The organism is Enterocloster sp. OA13 (assembly GCF_022440595.1).
GTDB classification, from domain to species: domain Bacteria; phylum Bacillota; class Clostridia; order Lachnospirales; family Lachnospiraceae; genus Enterocloster; species Enterocloster hominis.
Window position 1 is genome coordinate 6,067,582 of the sequence record NZ_JAKNTF010000001.1, and the last position, 16,295, is coordinate 6,083,876.

Sequence of the window (16,295 nt, forward strand, 5' to 3'; positions counted from 1 at the left end):
GCCGTGGGAAAGCCGGAATGGGCAATGCTGAAAGGAAATATGACATCATACTCCTGGATGTGGACGGAACCCTTCTGGACTTTGGGCTTGCGGAGAAACTTGGTATGGCGGCGGTCCTGAGGGCATACGGGCTTGAACCTACCGGGGAGCGCCTTGCGCTGTATCATGATATCAATGAGGGCTTATGGTCTGCCTTTGAACGCGGCGAGGTGACAAAGGACAGGCTGGTGTGGGAGAGGTTCCAGATTTTCTTTGGCAGGCTTGGAAAAGAAGTGGATGGCCATGAGGTGGAGGAATTATACCGCGGTCATCTGGACCGGTCAGCCTATCTTATCCCCGGGGCCATGGACATATGCAGATACCTGAAGGAGCGCTATGAGCTGTATGTGGTGACAAACGGCACCTCATCCACCCAGTATAAACGTCTGGCGGCTTCGGGCCTGGATGGTTTCATGAAGGACATCTTCGTATCCGAGGACGCGGGAAGCCAGAAGCCCCAGAAGGAATATTTTGATTACTGCTTTTCCAGGATACCGGGGGCAAGGCCGGAGCGCATGCTTCTGGTGGGGGATTCCCTGCACTCTGATATCATGGGCGGCAATGCAGCCGGAACAGCCACCTGCTGGTATAATCCGCAAGGCAAGGCGGGCAGTCCGGACATCAAGGCAGATTATGAAATCAGGAACCTGGAAGAACTGAAGGATTTTTTATAGTGGATTGATGATGGGCTCCCCGGCATATCTTACGGAAATGGGATATGTCTGGGAGTCCATAAAAATCTCCTTTACATATTCACTTTAGTGTGCTAATATGATAGCGTGTAAAAAACACGGTATTAAGGAGGAGATTATTATGAAAAAGAAATTTATGAGCATAGCACTTGCATCCGTAATGGCATTATCCCTTGCAGGCTGCGGCGGTTCCGCTGGCGGGACAACCACGGCGGCTGACACAACTGCGGCAGCGCCTGCTGATACAACAGCCGAGGCGTCTTCAGAAGATACCACGGCGGCAGACAATACATCCGCAGAGGCTGCAGAAGCCACAGAGAGTGCCGGAGGAACACTGATTGTTGGATTTGACCAGGATTTCCCGCCCATGGGCTTTATTGGGGATGACGGTGAATTTACCGGATTTGACCTGGAACTGGCACAGGAAGTTGCAAAGCGTCTGGGACTTGAATACAAGCCGCAGCCGATTGCATGGGATGCCAAGGACATGGAATTAGAGGCAGGCAACATTGACTGTATCTGGAATGGTTTCACCATGACCGGACGTGAGGATGATTACGCATGGACCGATGCATATATGGCTAATACGCAGGTATTCGTAGTTGCCAAGGATTCCGGCATTGCAAGCCAGGCAGACCTGGCAGGCAAGGTAGTGGAGTGCCAGGTGGATTCCTCCGCCGAGGCGGCGCTGAAGGAAGTACCTGACCTGACGGCTACATTTAAGGACCTTCTGACAACCGCGGATTACAATACGGCTTTCATGGATCTGGAGCAGGGCGCGGTGGATGCCATTGCCATGGATGTGATTGTGGCCGGATACCAGATCCAGCAGAGGAATGCTGATTTCGTCATCCTGGATGATTCACTCTCAGCAGAGGAATACGGCGTGGGCTTTAAGAAAGACAATACGGAGTTAAGGGATAAAGTCCAGAAGACGCTGGAGGAAATGGCTGCTGACGGAACGCTTAAGAGCATTTCCGAGAAATGGTTTGGCGAGGACGTTACCACCATCGGCAAGTAAACAGCCGGTACATGGATGGCAGACAGAAAGAATGGATATGACATAAAGCCGCTGCGCAGGCGCACTGTCCGGGCTTCATAAGGCCCGGGCAGCAGCCTATTTGCCACAGCGGCTTTGCATGGTTTAAGAACAGATGTAAGATGATAAATGTTGAAGGCGGGTAACGGTTATGGGTAAAATGACAATCCAGCAGATGATTATACAGTTAGCAGGCGGCATGGGGACCAGCATACAGATATTCATGGTCACCCTTGTATTTTCCCTGCCTCTCGGGCTTGTGGTGGCCTTTGGACGTATGTCAAAGAATAAGTACCTCCAGGCCATTGTGAAGGTTTACATATCAATCATGAGAGGCACGCCCCTGATGCTGCAGCTGATGGTGGTGTATTTTGGCCCGTATTATCTGTTCGGACTCAAGATGGGCAGCGGATACCGCCTGTGGGCGGCATTTATCGGATTTGTCATCAATTATGCAGCGTACTTTGCGGAAATCTACAGAAGCGGGATCCAGTCCATGCCCGTGGGCCAGTACGAGGCGGCCCAGATCCTCGGCTACAGCAGGTTCCAGACCTTTTTCAAAATCATCCTGCCCCAGGTCATCAAACGGATCCTCCCATCGGTCACCAATGAGGTGATTACGCTGGTGAAGGACACCTCCCTGGCATTTACCCTCAGTGTGGCGGAAATGTTCTCCATTGCCAAGGGACTGGCTGCTTCCCAGACCAATATGATTCCATTTGTGGCAGCAGGACTGTTCTACTACATTTTCAACCTGGTGGTTGCCGTGGGAATGGAATGGGTGGAGAAGAAGCTGAATTATTACCAGTAAGGCAGGAGGAATGTGGATTATGAAGCTGTTAGAGTTAAATCATGTGGAAAAGTCATTCGGTGACTTATCTGTTATCAAGGATATTTCAATGAGCGTGGAGGAAGGGGAAATCGTATCAATCATCGGTCCCTCCGGATCCGGTAAATCCACCCTGCTGCGCTGTGCCACCATGTTGGAAACCATGGACAGCGGCGAGGTGGTATATCTTGGGAAGAAAGCGGCCTTTACCGGCCCTGACGGGAAAGCGGTTTATGCGCCTAAGAAGGAACTGAAGGAGATCCAGGGACAGTACGGCCTGGTATTCCAGAATTTTAACCTGTTTCCCCATTACAGCGTGCTGAAGAATATCATAGATGCGCCCATCCATGTACAGAAGCGCGACAAGGACCAGGTTATCCGGGAAGCCAGGGAACTCCTTAAGAAGATGGGGCTGGAGGACAAGGAAAATGCCTACCCCTGCCAGCTTTCAGGCGGCCAGTGCCAGCGCGTGGCCATCGCAAGGGCATTGGCCCTCAACCCCCAGATCCTGTTCTTTGACGAGCCTACTTCGGCGCTGGATCCGGAACTGACAGGCGAGGTCCTGAAGGTCATTAAGTCGCTGGCCGACCTGCACATTGCCATGGTAATCGTCACCCATGAGATGGCGTTTGCAAAGGACATATCGGACCGGGTCATCTTCATGGCCGGAGGCGTGATTGTGGAACAGGGAACGCCGGAGCAGGTGTTTGCGTCGGATAATGAGAGGACGCAGAACTTTTTGGGGAGGTATGGGGCTATGTTGCAGTAGAGTAGGTACGTCCGTGAAGCGGGCCAGGGCAGACGGCGGCGGATGGAACGCTGGGTTTTGGAGTGGCAGCTTCTAGGGCCCCGTCTTTCCTGCCGCCGGAACCCAAGAAGCTGCACCCTCCTCCACTATGCGTTCCATCCGCCGCCGTCTGCCCTGGCCCGCTTCACGGACTGGGGATTTCCGGCCGTAAGGGATATGAACTACCGATGGGAGGGTGGACTGGATGGCTTTGTGGATGGATTAACTTTCTAATAGCCCCATGCCTTCTAATATTTCGGCGGCGGCTTCGGCATCCGTATCCGCAACATAAATATCTGCTCCGGCCTTGGAGTTTCCGCCATAGATGTTCATGATCCCGCCGTTTCCAAGGTCTTTTTTGTAGGATGTCGCTGCTTTTTAGACCTATAAAATATTAACTCTAAAAACACTTTTAGAGAATAAAAATAGACATTGTCATATTATTGGCTTCAGCACAGGCGGTATTGAGCCAAGGGTAGACGACCGTTTGTTTGATAAAAACATGCTTGAAATTGTTGATTGTATATGATATTATATTTATAGGCAAAAGAGATTATATCTATTTGTAGCACAAGACGAAACCCCTAGGACCGCAATTCCTAGGGGTTTCATTTGGGCTAGTTGTCGTCATTCTTTCTGTCTAACCACCTGCATATGTAATAGGCAATTACATTTACCATGACAGAAATGATAAAAGAGATTATACCTTGCATTCGTAGCACCCCCTTTCTGCTACCAGAATGGGTGCGACAACAAGTATAGTATATCATATATGATAGGTTTCTGCTATGAGTTGAAAATAAGGGATATGAAATATTAGACCCGCATGAAAAACACTTCCTCAAACAATTCTATCGCTAGTATAGCATTGGGTAAATACCTGCGCATAAAATCCACAACTGATTCACCTTTCCCGCCTAAGGCATTTAGCCATAGTCTAAAGCCAAATTGTATAAAAATCAATTTTTTGATAGCATAGCTGAGACCCAATACACATTCTTATGAGTTCTTATATTCCTTTAGAAAATCTGGGTGGCAAATCAACCTATTCATATAGGTGCATTTGTTTGGTCAATACCTGGTAAAATAACTATATTTTATTACTCCAATCATTTTTCTACAATATCACTTCCTTACAACCCATCCCCTTGCCAAGCCGCCTCATATACCTGACAAAATAAATATGTGTAATGATTGTTGTCAGCACGTTGGATATGGCTTCTGCCATGTAGATTCCCCAGACTCCTATGAGGTGGGGGAGGATGAGGGCCAGGGGGAGCAGGAGGAGGAGCTTGCGCATGATTCCGAATATGAAGGAATACCAGGTGTTCCCAAGGGCTACGAAGGCATTTTGGTTCACCATCTGCAGTCCAAGTACGATGACCGTGCAGAACATGATGCGCATGGTGATGGTGGTGAGGCGGATCAGCTCTGCGTCGCTGGTGAACATGCGGCAGATCTGGGCCGGGAAGGCTACCAGGCAGAACCACATAAGTGCGGCACAGCCAATGCTCAGGATTCTGGCGTAGTGTATGGTTTCCTTGATCCTGCCATAGTTCCCGGCTCCCAGGTTGTAGCTGAGGATTGGCTGGGCGCCTGTGATGATGCCGATCAGGGGCATGAAGAATACCTGGCTGATGCTGGTCAGGAGGGCCATGGAGGCAATGTGCAGGTTGCTTTTGTCCCCGCCGTAACGGATTAACAGCCAGTTCAGGACAATGACCACAATGCTTTCATTTACACGGAAGGTAAATGGGGACAGGCCCAGTGCGCACATGGGGCGGACGATATGGCCTTTAAGCTTCATGCCGCTGAATGTAAGGCGCAGGGTAGCCCTTTTGGAGCAGAGGAAACACAGGACCCACAGGGCGGATACCAGCTGTGACAGTACGGTGGCAATGGCTGCTCCTCCAATCCCCATGTCCAGTACATAGATGAATATGGGGTCCAGGATTATGTTTAAAAATGCTCCTATGACAATGGTAAAGGTGCCTATGCCTGTGAATCCCTGGGCATTGATGAATGGATTCATTCCCATGGATAGTTCCACGAATACGGTGCCCATCATGTAAATCCTGAGGTAATCCCTTGCATAGGGCAGGGTGGCGCTGTCAGCTCCGAATGCCTTTAACATGGGAGTCAAAAATGCGGTACACACTGCCATGAGAAGGATTCCGATACCGACCAGCAGTACAAAGGCATTGGAGAGGTAGCGGCGGCCCTTTTCCATATCGCCGCTGCCCATGGCGATGGATGCAAGAGGGGCACCGCCCATGCCTGGGATGCAGCTGAATGCCGCTGTTATCATGATGATGGGAAATGTGATGCCAATGCCCCCAAGGGCCATGGTCCCTACCCCGGGCATATGGCCGATATACATCCGGTCCACAATGCTGTAAAGGGCGTTGACCAGCTGGGCAATGGTGATGGGGATGGTAAGCCTGATTAAAAGGGGCAGGATTTTGGCACCGGCCAGCTGGCTGTTCATATCTTGTCTGGATGATTTCATGCGGTTACTCCCTGTCTGAGTCTGGTTTTGTAATCCATGGGCTGACGCACAGGATACTCTCTATGTCGGCTTTCAGCAATTGGCTGGCAGTGGAAATCTGCCCCTTTTCCAGATAGTCCATCATGGCCCGGTGAAGGTCTACCGTGAAAATGTGGGATTTCATTTTCAGGGCATAGAAGATGGTCTGGATGTTCATGGCATTTTCCAGGACGGTCCTGGCGTATTCATTTCCATACAGGGTGAACAGCTTGAGATGGAATTCACAGTTGGTGGACCAGCGCGTGATGGACTCACTGGGGGGGATGGCGTCATAACGGTCGCATAGTTCCCATAAGGAGTCTATATCTGCTTTCTTGATATAGCAGTGGTTGTTCTCAAGAAAGGAACACTCCAGGGCGGAACGGAACTTTACGATTTCAAAAAGCTTTCCCTCGCTGGGCTGCATGAACTTATAGCCCTGGCGTGGTATGCTTACAAGGATTTTGTTCTCCGTCATCATGGTAAGGGCTTCCCGCACCGGGGCCCGGCTGACTTTATATTTGTCGATTAAAAATTTTTCTGTGAAGATATAGTCGAAAGGGTACATACCCTTGATGATATCAGAGAAGAGCGCGTGGTATACCTGAAGCTTCAGGGAATTTTCCTGATTGGAAGACATTTTGGGAACCTCCTGTTTGGTCTTTTGGTTTAATCATAACCTTATGAATAGTAGAAGTCAATAGAAAGAAGCCAACAGAAATGAGTACTAAAGGACAAGGATGGGAACTGTGATAATATCAGAAAAAACGATGAAAATAAAGGGTGACCTTAGAAAAATAAGAATAGGTGTACAAATTGCATAATTATTTTAAATATTATCGTGCATTATAACGGTTATACACAAAAATGCTTGCCAATAACAGGATATCGTGATATTATCAGAGCATACTCGAGTTGAACGCAAATGAGAAAGGAAATCATACTATGAAAGAGCAAGCAAAGTCCGGCAACAAAGTAATAGGTTACGTGCTTCTGGCCGTCATGGCTGTTTCGTTCCTGTATTTTGGGGTGTACAAGGTTGCCACGGGGCAGGCGCAGATGGATGTGCAGACGGCGTTTCTTACCATGCTGGTACTGCTGATCATCGGTGAGGTGATATCGACAGCAACCAAGGCCTTCGTGCCGTCCATGTTTATCAGCGCGGTATTGTTCGTGCTGGGGTTCTGGGCATATTTTCCCAAGGACATCCTGCAGGTGGGCGGTATAGCCGCCAATCTTCCCACGTTCCTGGTCATGATGATGGTTGTACATCTTGGCACCATGCTTGATATTAAGGAACTGATTGAGCAGTGGAAGACAGTTGTGATTACCCTGGCTGGAATGCTGGGTATCCTGGTGGTCATCCTGACATTGGGGACCGTGGTTCTGGATAAGACCACGGCGGCTATTGCGGCGCCTCCGCTTACAGGCGGCTTTGTGGCAGCCATGATGATGCAGTCCGTGGCGCCTACGGAGCAGCTGGCCATACTGGCCATGGCAGTGTATGTGCTTCAGGGATTTATCGGATATCCGCTTACAAGCATCTGTCTTAAGGCAGAGGGACGTAAGCTCTTAAAGGATTACCGCAGCGGCAAATATACGGTTGCCAAGGCTGCCGCCCAGGCCAATGCAGCAGCAGCTGATGATACCAGCGCATTTATCTTTCCGCAGATACCTGCAAAATATAAGAGCGATTTCACTTACCTGTTTACCATGGTAATCCTTACGGTCATGTCAGGATATCTGGATACTTTAAGCCATGGGTATATTTCGAAGTTCGTATGGGCGCTGATTCTGGGCGTGTTCGGCACTGCCTTCGGCTTTATTGAGAAGAACACACTGGTGCGCTCCAGAAGCATGGGCTTTATCTATACGGTTATCATGATGTTTGTTTTCTCACAGCTGAATACGGTCACACCGGATACCCTGGTGCAGCTGTTAAAGGATTTCGCGGTCCTGATCGTGCTGGCAACGGTTGGTATTGCTGTGTTCTCAATCCCGGTTGGAAAGCTGCTTGGCATGAGCCTTCCGATGTCCTTTGCACTGGGACTTGGTTCCCTGGCAGGCGGATTCCCGGCCAGCTATACACTGAGCGTGGAGGCTGCCAAGGTCCTTTCCTCCAGCGAGGAGGAATACCGGATCCTGGAGGAGCATATGCTTCCCAAGACATTGGTGGCAGGATTCGTCAGCGCCACCTCAGGTTCTGTGTTTGTGGCAGGCATTGTCATGGCCATGTTCTTTAAATAGTGTTTGGACAGGGAAAAGGAGCGGTTAATATGGATTTAGGCTTAAGAGGAAAGGTTGCGGTTGTGACCGGAGGCAGCAAGGGCATTGGATATGCCGCGGCCAAGGTGTTCCTGGAGGAAGGGGCTAAAGTGGCAATCTGTGCCCGCCATGAGGAGGAACTGCGGCAGGCGGCAGGGGAACTGGAACAGCTGGGACCTGTTTACTGGGAGGCCATGGATGTGACGGATGCCCAGGCCAATTATGATTTTGCGGAACGTGTGTACCGGCATTTCGGCAGCCTTGATGTGTGGGTGAATAATGTAGGGGCCACCGGCAGCAAAAAAGGTGAGGAATATGATGACGGGGAAATTGATTTCATGACAGGTGTCTGTTTCAAGTCAGTGATATTTGGATGCCAGGCAGCGTTCCGGTATATGAAAGAAAAGGGCGGCGCAATCGTGAATGTCAGCTCCCTGGCGGCAAGGTGCCCTTCCGCGGGCAGGAGTACGCTGTACGGGCCTCTTAAATCAGCAATCAATAACCTGACCAATACATTTGCGGGCGAGTACTGCGCCCATAATGTCAGGGTTACCTGCGTGATGCCGGGATTTACAGCTACCCCGTTGGCAAAAGCTAATATCAGTCAGGAGGAATTGGACCGCAATGCGGGGGCAACCCTGCTCAGGCGCATGGCTGACCCGGAGGAGATAGCAAGGCCCATTGTATTTCTGGCCAGTGACTGGGCCAGCTATATGACGGCCACCACCATAGAAGTGTCCGGCGGGCGCAGCATGACGCTGAACCCCACCTATGCCTATGATAAGCTGGGGAATGGGAAATAAAAGGGACATACGGGAGATATCAATCAACAGCGCAACTATATAATATAAAAAATCCAAGGAGGAAAAACAATGATTGACAACAAGATTACAATTAAAGACGATGAAATGGTGAACGTACAGAGAGGAGCCATCGGACACCGCGCAACCTGGACCGGCCTTACATACACAAAGGCAAGGGAGGCAGGCATGGAAGAGGCCGCAGAAAAAATCATCCGCCAGGCAATCACTGAGACAGGACAGATCCAGGGCAAGGAAATCAAGGCAAAATGCCCCAACCCGGATAGTATTTCCAGCTTTGCCGATACCTTCCTCACACCTACCCTGCGTAAGACCTTCGAGGTAGAGTTCAAGGAACAGACCGACGACCGTCTGGATATTGAATTCCATCATTGCCCGTTATTGAAGGCATGGCAGGACCTGGGATTTGACGACGCAACCTGTGCAAAGCTGTGCGACATGGCAATGGACGGCGACAGGAATATTGCCAAGGCAATGGGCTATGGCTTCCATCTGGGCGATACCATTGCAGAGGGATGTCCAACCTGCAAGATTACGTTTTTTAAGGAGGAAAAAGAGGATTGATAAAGGGCTGCCGGTATCTGCCTGACCGTTGATTGAGGTCCGTATATCCATATCATATGAAGCCTGCGGGATGTCTGGGTTTATGACAGTCCGTGGGCTTTGTGTTTGTGGCAGGTCATAGGCTTTATGTTTGTGGCAGGTCGTGGGCTTTGTGTTTGTGGTAGGTCGTGGGTTTTGTGTTTGCAGCAGGTTGTAGGGTTTACGCCTGTGGCAGGTCATGGGTTTTATGTTTGTGTCAGCCTGAAGGCTTTATATTTATAGTGGCCTGTAAACGGTTTATTTCTTTTCAGAATATTTTACCCCCTAAAAATCCGGAATATCTGGCAGGAATTGTTTAATATATGGGCATACTTTATCAGGATGTATTTGGAATATACACGAAAATACACAGGAAGGAACAGGATGTGCCCATATGGATTTATCGCCTGAATTTAAGCGTCTTTTGACGCTTTTGTATATAAGATATCTGCCTGGAATTTTATGGCACCAGTTTTTGTCATTAGTATTCGCAAAGAATCGTAATGTTTAGCGTCTGTCGGTGTTTTGAATTTGAAGGAATATGTATATGGATATAGTTGTATATGAAAATGAAAAATAATAAAGGCTTAAGGGAATTTTCATTGATATTTCTTTCTCCAGGTGTTAAGCTTCAGTAGGGTATATCCAGGCGGAGGCGGATTCACAGGCCCGCCCGGATGATTCCGGATTACACCATGTATCATACAGCACAGGAGGAAACGTATCATGAAGAAACATTCATTCATCATAGCGGCCGCTGCCATAGCGGCAACCATTGCCCTTGGGACCGCGTGTGCCAAGAAGCCGGCGGTGGAGACCATGGAGACAGTTACCAGCGCGGCCCCCACGGAGGAAACCACAAAGCCGCAGCCCACAGGGACACAGCCGGAGGAGACCACGGCCGAAGCGCCGGAGTCCAAGGAGATGTACCATATGCTTCAGGGCACCGTCACCAAGGTCACGGGCGACGGGGATGTGTTCACGCTCCGGGCGGATGACGGCAGGGATTATGATATCAGGCCGGCTGACATAAGGGACGTGGAGGTTGAGATTGCAGAGGATGTACAGATTGCCATTGCCTATATCGGAGGGCCGCTGGGGGAGCTTAAGGACGTGACCCTGGTGGTGGCGCTGCCGGAGCAGGAGGAGTGGAGCATCCTTACGGAGAAGGGGACCACCACGGCCAATGCCATGAGCAGCTTTACCATGAAGACGGACGACGGACAGGAACTCAGCTTTTTAAAGGATAACTGCCCCATAGAGGACGGGTCCCTGGCCGGGGACAGCGGGGATGAGGTGAGCGTGACTTATGTAAATTCCCAGGGGGTGAACTACCCGGTGGAGATTAAGTCTGCAAAGTAATGGCAAATCTCCGGGATTTTATGAAAAACCCTTGCAAAATAAGCATTTTCCTTGTACAATCTGATAATGGGTAAACAGCGTGGAAGAGGGGCCGTATATGACCCCTCTTTTAATGGATAGCATTATAAAAGCAGATAAAAGAAAGGGTACGAACATGATTAGTGCAAGCAACATATCCCTTCGTGTGGGCAAAAAGGCATTGTTTGAGGATGTGAACATTAAATTTACGGAGGGCAACTGTTATGGGCTTATCGGCGCCAATGGAGCGGGAAAGTCCACGTTCCTCAGAATCCTGTCCGGGCAGCTGGAGCCGACCAGCGGGGATGTCATCATCACACCGGGACAGAGGCTTTCCTTCCTGCAGCAGGACCATTTTAAATATGATGAATATACGGTTCTCGATACGGTCATCATGGGCAACAAAAGACTGTATGAGATAATGAAGGAAAAAGAAGCCATCTATATGAAGGAGGACTTCACGGACGAGGACGGCATCAAGGCGGCTGAACTGGAGGGCGAATTTGCCACCATGAACGGCTGGGAGGCTGAATCTGACGCAGAGAGCCTGTTAAACGGCCTTGGTATTGAGACTGACCTCCACTACGCCCAGATGGGCAGCCTGCTGGGCGCCCAGAAGGTAAAGGTGCTGCTGGCCCAGGCCTTGTTCGGCAATCCGGATATATTGCTTTTGGATGAGCCTACCAACCATCTGGACCTGGATGCCATTGCATGGCTGGAGGAATTCCTGATTAATTTTGAGAATACGGTAATCGTGGTGTCCCATGACCGTTATTTCCTGAACAAGGTCTGCACACAGATTGCGGATATTGATTATGGCAAGATCCAGCTGTTCGCAGGAAACTATGATTTCTGGGTGGAGTCCAGCCAGCTGATTGTCAAGCAGATGAAGGAGGCCAACCGCAAGAAGGAAGAGAAGATTAAGGAACTGCAGGAATTCATCCAGCGTTTCTCAGCCAACGCTTCCAAGTCCAAGCAGGCAACCTCCCGTAAGCGCGCCCTGGAGAAGATTGAACTGGACGACATCCGTCCCTCCAGCCGTAAGTATCCATACATCGATTTCCGTCCTTTCCGCGAAATCGGCAACGAGGTCCTGACCGTGGAACACCTTTCCAAGACCATTGACGGCGAGAAGGTACTGGACGATATCTCCTTTATCCTGGGACGTGAGGACAAGGTGGCACTGGTAGGACCTAACGAGAGGGCCAAGACCATCCTGTTCAAAATCCTGTCAGGTGAGATGGAGCCGGATGAGGGGAGCTATAAGTGGGGACTGACCACGTCACAGGCGTATTTCCCCAAGGACAACAGCGCCGAGTTTTCCAATGACGACACCATTGCGGAATGGCTGACCCAGTATTCTCCTGAAAAGGATGCCACCTATGTCCGCGGATTCCTGGGACGCATGCTGTTTGCAGGCGAGGACGGGGTCAAGAAGGTGAAGGTGCTTTCCGGCGGCGAGAAGGTGCGCTGCATGTTGTCCAAACTGATGATTTCCGGGGCCAATGTGCTGATGCTGGATGAGCCTACGGACCATCTGGACATGGAATCCATTGACGCCCTCAACAGAGGTATGATTAAGTTCTCCGGCGTATTGATTTTCTCCTCACGTGACCACCAGATCGTGCAGACCACGGCCAACCGTATCATGGAGATCATCAACGGAAAGCTCATTGATAAGATTACCACATATGATGAATACCTTGACAGCGATGAAATGGCCCGTAAGAGATTTACATTTACCATTACAGAGAGCGAAGAGGAAGACGATTAATAGAGATGAAAGGGAGGCAGGATGGTTATCCTGCCCCTTTTGCATTGATTGGCTGGCGCTGGTTTTCCGGGCGCCGGAAAGGGATGTGTATGAAAAAACGGTATGCTGTGACATTGGCTGCGGCGCTTGTGCTGTCCCTGGCAGGCTGTCACACACAGGAATCCAGGATCCACCCGGATGAAACCACTGTGCAGGGAACGGGGACGGACCAGGGAAGTCCGGCACAGCCGGATCAGGGCGCGGAGGATGGACCGGACCTGGGGGATGGGAGCAAAAAGGATGACGGGACCCAAACGGATGATAAGACGGTTCATAAGGTGGGAAAGCAGGGGGATGATTATATCCTGCCGGATGCATTGACCCATGTCTATACCCAAAGTGAGCTTGCAGGCCTGACCCGGGAGGAGCTGCGTCTGGCCAGGAATGAGATATATGCAAGGCATGGACGGCAGTTTAACAGCGATGACCTGAACCAGTACTTTTCACAACGGCCCTGGTATCAGGGAACCATTTCTCCGGACCGGTTTGATGACAGCGTGCTGGGGCAGAATGAAAGGGATAACCTGAAGGCCATACAGGATATGGAGACAGGGAAGACTGTATGCGAAATCCCCAAAATCGGGACAGAGGAGTTCCCAAGGATAGACGGTTCCACCGCAACCCTGCCCATTTCCCAGGCCATGTACCGGATGGCCACGGGGGCTTCCGGGATGGAGGCAGAGTCGGCCATTACCCATGGAAAGACAACCCAGGCATGGATGTCCATGGTTGCGGAATATGTATCGCCGGAGAGACGTCCTGAACTGGTGATTGCCTATGAGCCGGGTGAACAGGTGCTTGAGGCCTTTAAAGAACCGGGAAATGAAGTCATCATGAAGCCCATCGGCAGGGACGCCCTTGTGTTCCTTGCCAACCAGTCCAATCCGGTCCATTCACTGACCGGCAGCCAGATTGCGGACATTTATTCAGGAAAAATCACCAACTGGAAGGTGGTTGGCGGGAAGGACCGGAAAATCCAGGCCTTCCAGCGGCCTGCGGAATCGGGAAGCCAGAACCTGATGGATAAGCTGGTGATGAAGGGAAAGAAGATGGCAGAGGCCCCTGTGGACCTGATCATAAGCGACATGGAGGGGCTGCTGGAGGAGGTTTCCGCCTATGACGGCACAGGCGATGCCCTTGGATATTCTGTCTATTATTATGCCAGGAACATGTACCGGAAGCCGGAGCTGGCCTTCATGGCCGTGGATGGCGTCATGCCTTCCAGTGAGACAATCCGCAGCAAAAGCTACCCCTTTGTCAATGATTTTTATGCAGGCATCAGGGCGGATACGCCAAAGGATTCCAAGGCATATGAGCTGTTTGAGTGGCTTACGGGGGAGGACGGACAGTCCTTAATCAATGGACTTGGATATGTGGGAATCGGGGATGGGGCCAAGGAGCTGCCCGGTAACCTGCTGGCGCCGGATGAGGATTTTACCGCAGCCATTCCCCTGCCGGAGGGTCATGTGATCCTGGCAGACGGAAGATATCTGTTTGGTGAGCAGGGGGTTGGGGTATTTGATTCCCATATGAACCTCCTTCAGTTCATCGGCCATGTGGACTGTGATGATGTGAACCGGTTTTTGGAGTGCAGCCGGGACGCCGTGCTTCCCATGATGGATACAATAACAGGCGGATACGGACATTACTCCATTGGGAAAAACCAGTGGGCGGACCGGGAACCGGAGGAAGATGATACCTACTCCTATTGGGATGAGGAGGCTTTTGCAGAATCCCATCCTGAGCTGCTTCAAAAGTACGGGGTCACGGCAGAGGATGTGAAGGTCCGCTTTTACGGGGAATATGCGGGAGTTTTTGTCATTACGGACCGGCATGCGGAACATTATTACGGCCTTGACGGGACGTTCCTTCTGGATTATGAGACAGGAGGGAAGGGTGAGGAGGAACTGCCCTCCAGATATGTGTATGGCATAGATGACCATATGGCCTACGTGGAAATTGTAGATTACGGGGACGGCAACAATCCGGGAAGCGTGCAGTACCATATCTACAAGGACGGCCGCCTGATGAGGACGTTGACGGATGAAGGCGGGGACGTATCAGATATAGAAACACATTTTTATACCAGGAGCAATGGCAATTACCTGTATTTTTATAATTATCAGGATGAGCTGTGCGCAAAGTTCCTGTATGGATATTATGGTAACGATTAACAATATGGACAGTGACAGTATCATGAATGGATCAGGAGGAAATGATGATGGAGAAAATAGCAAGCTTCAGTATTGACCACGTGAAATTACAGCCGGGAATCTATGTATCCCGCAAGGATAAGGTAGGGGAGCAGGTGATAACCACCTTTGACCTCCGCATGACAAGCCCCAATGAGGAGCCGGTCATGAACACCGCGGAGCTTCACACCCTGGAGCACCTGGCGGCAACCTATCTCAGGATATACAGCGGACAGGGGGACAAGGTGATTTATTTCGGGCCGATGGGCTGCAGGACGGGATGCTATTTCCTGATGGCAGGGGATTATGAATCCAGGGACATCCTTGACATGATCATCCACACATTCGAATATGTGCGTGATTTTGAGGGCGTGATTCCGGGAACGGAGCCAAAGGACTGCGGAAACTATCTGGACCACAACCTGGACATGGCAAAGTACGTGTCAAGGCGGTATCTGGAAGTGCTGTACCATATTGACGGGTTCCCGGAATCCAGACTTGTGTATCCCCAACAGTAGGAGGTAGGACAGATGGCAAAATTTATTTCATGGAATGTAAACGGACTCAGGGCCTGCGTCGGAAAGGGATTCCTGGATTTCTTCAAGGAAATTGACGCGGATGTATTCTGTATACAGGAAAGCAAGCTGCAGGAGGGACAGATTGACCTGGACCTTCCCGGATATCACCAGTACTGGAACTATGCCCTGAAAAAGGGATATTCCGGTACAGCCATGTTTACAAGGGAAGAGCCTTTATCCGTGTCCTATGGGATTGGGATGGAGGAACATGACACGGAAGGCCGGGTGATTACCGCTGAGTTCCCGGATTATTATGTGGTTACCTGCTATACCCCCAATTCCCAGGACGGCCTTGCAAGGCTGGACTACAGGATGAAGTGGGAGGATGATTTCCTGGCTTACCTAAAGGGGCTTGAGAAGAAGAAACCAGTGGTTTTCTGCGGGGACCTGAATGTGGCCCACAAGGAGATTGACCTTAAGAATCCCAAGACCAACCGGAAGAATGCCGGATTTACGGATGAAGAGCGCGGGAAATTCACGGATTTGCTGGCAGCTGGGTTTATCGATACCTTCCGGTATTTTTATCCGGATGCGGAGGGGATTTATTCCTGGTGGTCCTACCGTTTCAGCGCCAGGGCCAAGAACGCAGGGTGGCGCATCGACTATTTCTGCGTGTCTGAAAGCCTGAAGGACAGGCTGGTCAGCGCTTCCATCCATACGGAAGTCATGGGCTCTGACCATTGTCCGGTGGAGCTGGTGATGGAGTAGGGGATGTTTTGTGCAAAGGAGCCTGTAAAAAGGCAGAGGGATG

General features: G+C 50.6%; 14 protein-coding genes. 12 read left to right on the plus strand and 2 right to left on the minus strand.

Features of this window, described 5'->3' with window-relative positions:
- The first annotated feature begins 17 nt into the window (after positions 1–17).
- From MCJ35_RS27090 to MCJ35_RS27105, 4 genes are all read left to right on the plus strand, one after another.
- A complete protein-coding gene (locus tag MCJ35_RS27090; RefSeq protein WP_008723883.1) occupies positions 18–713 on the plus strand; it encodes a YjjG family noncanonical pyrimidine nucleotidase in 696 nt (231 codons plus the stop codon).
- Positions 714–852: 139 nt separating this feature from the next.
- Positions 853–1,752 (plus strand): amino acid ABC transporter substrate-binding protein, encoded by a 900-nt coding sequence (locus MCJ35_RS27095; protein ID WP_008723885.1) that lies wholly within the window; start codon positions 853–855, stop codon positions 1,750–1,752.
- Positions 1,753–1,921: 169 nt separating this feature from the next.
- Positions 1,922–2,581: an amino acid ABC transporter permease gene (locus tag MCJ35_RS27100; protein WP_008723886.1), complete on the plus strand. Its 660-nt coding sequence runs from the start codon at positions 1,922–1,924 to the stop codon at positions 2,579–2,581.
- Positions 2,582–2,600: 19 nt separating this feature from the next.
- Positions 2,601–3,368 carry an amino acid ABC transporter ATP-binding protein gene (locus tag MCJ35_RS27105; RefSeq protein WP_025484324.1) on the plus strand — a complete coding sequence of 256 codons (768 nt, stop codon included), beginning with the start codon at positions 2,601–2,603 and terminating at the stop codon, positions 3,366–3,368.
- A 1,135-nt stretch (positions 3,369–4,503) separates the two neighbouring features.
- Here MCJ35_RS27105 and MCJ35_RS27110 read toward each other — a convergent pair.
- Positions 4,504–5,895 (minus strand): MATE family efflux transporter, encoded by a 1,392-nt coding sequence (locus MCJ35_RS27110; protein WP_025484323.1) that lies wholly within the window; start codon positions 5,893–5,895, stop codon positions 4,504–4,506.
- 4 nt (positions 5,896–5,899) lie between these two features.
- Positions 5,900–6,553 (minus strand): GntR family transcriptional regulator, encoded by a 654-nt coding sequence (locus MCJ35_RS27115; RefSeq protein WP_008723892.1) that lies wholly within the window; start codon positions 6,551–6,553, stop codon positions 5,900–5,902.
- A 305-nt stretch (positions 6,554–6,858) separates the two neighbouring features.
- Here MCJ35_RS27115 and MCJ35_RS27120 point away from each other — a divergent pair, with 305 nt between their 5' ends.
- The 8 genes from MCJ35_RS27120 to xth all read left to right on the plus strand — a co-directional run bounded on the left by MCJ35_RS27120 (position 6,859) and on the right by xth (position 16,252).
- Complete coding sequence (locus MCJ35_RS27120; protein ID WP_050927353.1) at positions 6,859–8,160, plus strand: hypothetical protein; 1,302 nt, start codon at positions 6,859–6,861, stop codon at positions 8,158–8,160.
- Positions 8,161–8,189: 29 nt separating this feature from the next.
- Positions 8,190–8,981 carry an SDR family NAD(P)-dependent oxidoreductase gene (locus MCJ35_RS27125; RefSeq protein WP_025484321.1) on the plus strand — a complete coding sequence of 264 codons (792 nt, stop codon included), beginning with the start codon at positions 8,190–8,192 and terminating at the stop codon, positions 8,979–8,981.
- Between the two features lie 69 nt (positions 8,982–9,050).
- Positions 9,051–9,563 (plus strand): L-2-amino-thiazoline-4-carboxylic acid hydrolase, encoded by a 513-nt coding sequence (locus tag MCJ35_RS27130; RefSeq protein ID WP_008723899.1) that lies wholly within the window; start codon positions 9,051–9,053, stop codon positions 9,561–9,563.
- 744 nt (positions 9,564–10,307) lie between these two features.
- Complete coding sequence (locus MCJ35_RS27135) at positions 10,308–10,943, plus strand: hypothetical protein (protein WP_025484319.1); 636 nt, start codon at positions 10,308–10,310, stop codon at positions 10,941–10,943.
- Between the two features lie 154 nt (positions 10,944–11,097).
- Positions 11,098–12,735, plus strand: coding sequence for an ABC-F family ATP-binding cassette domain-containing protein (locus tag MCJ35_RS27140; RefSeq protein ID WP_008723920.1), 1,638 nt, complete (start codon positions 11,098–11,100; stop codon positions 12,733–12,735).
- 89 nt (positions 12,736–12,824) lie between these two features.
- A complete protein-coding gene (locus tag MCJ35_RS27145) occupies positions 12,825–14,948 on the plus strand; it encodes a YARHG domain-containing protein (protein ID WP_240299713.1) in 2,124 nt (707 codons plus the stop codon).
- Between the two features lie 47 nt (positions 14,949–14,995).
- Positions 14,996–15,484 carry an S-ribosylhomocysteine lyase gene (locus tag MCJ35_RS27150; protein ID WP_025484316.1) on the plus strand — a complete coding sequence of 163 codons (489 nt, stop codon included), beginning with the start codon at positions 14,996–14,998 and terminating at the stop codon, positions 15,482–15,484.
- A 12-nt stretch (positions 15,485–15,496) separates the two neighbouring features.
- Positions 15,497–16,252, plus strand: a complete 756-nt coding sequence (gene xth / locus MCJ35_RS27155; RefSeq protein ID WP_025484315.1) for an exodeoxyribonuclease III — start codon at positions 15,497–15,499, stop codon at positions 16,250–16,252.
- Positions 16,253–16,295 lie beyond the last annotated feature (43 nt).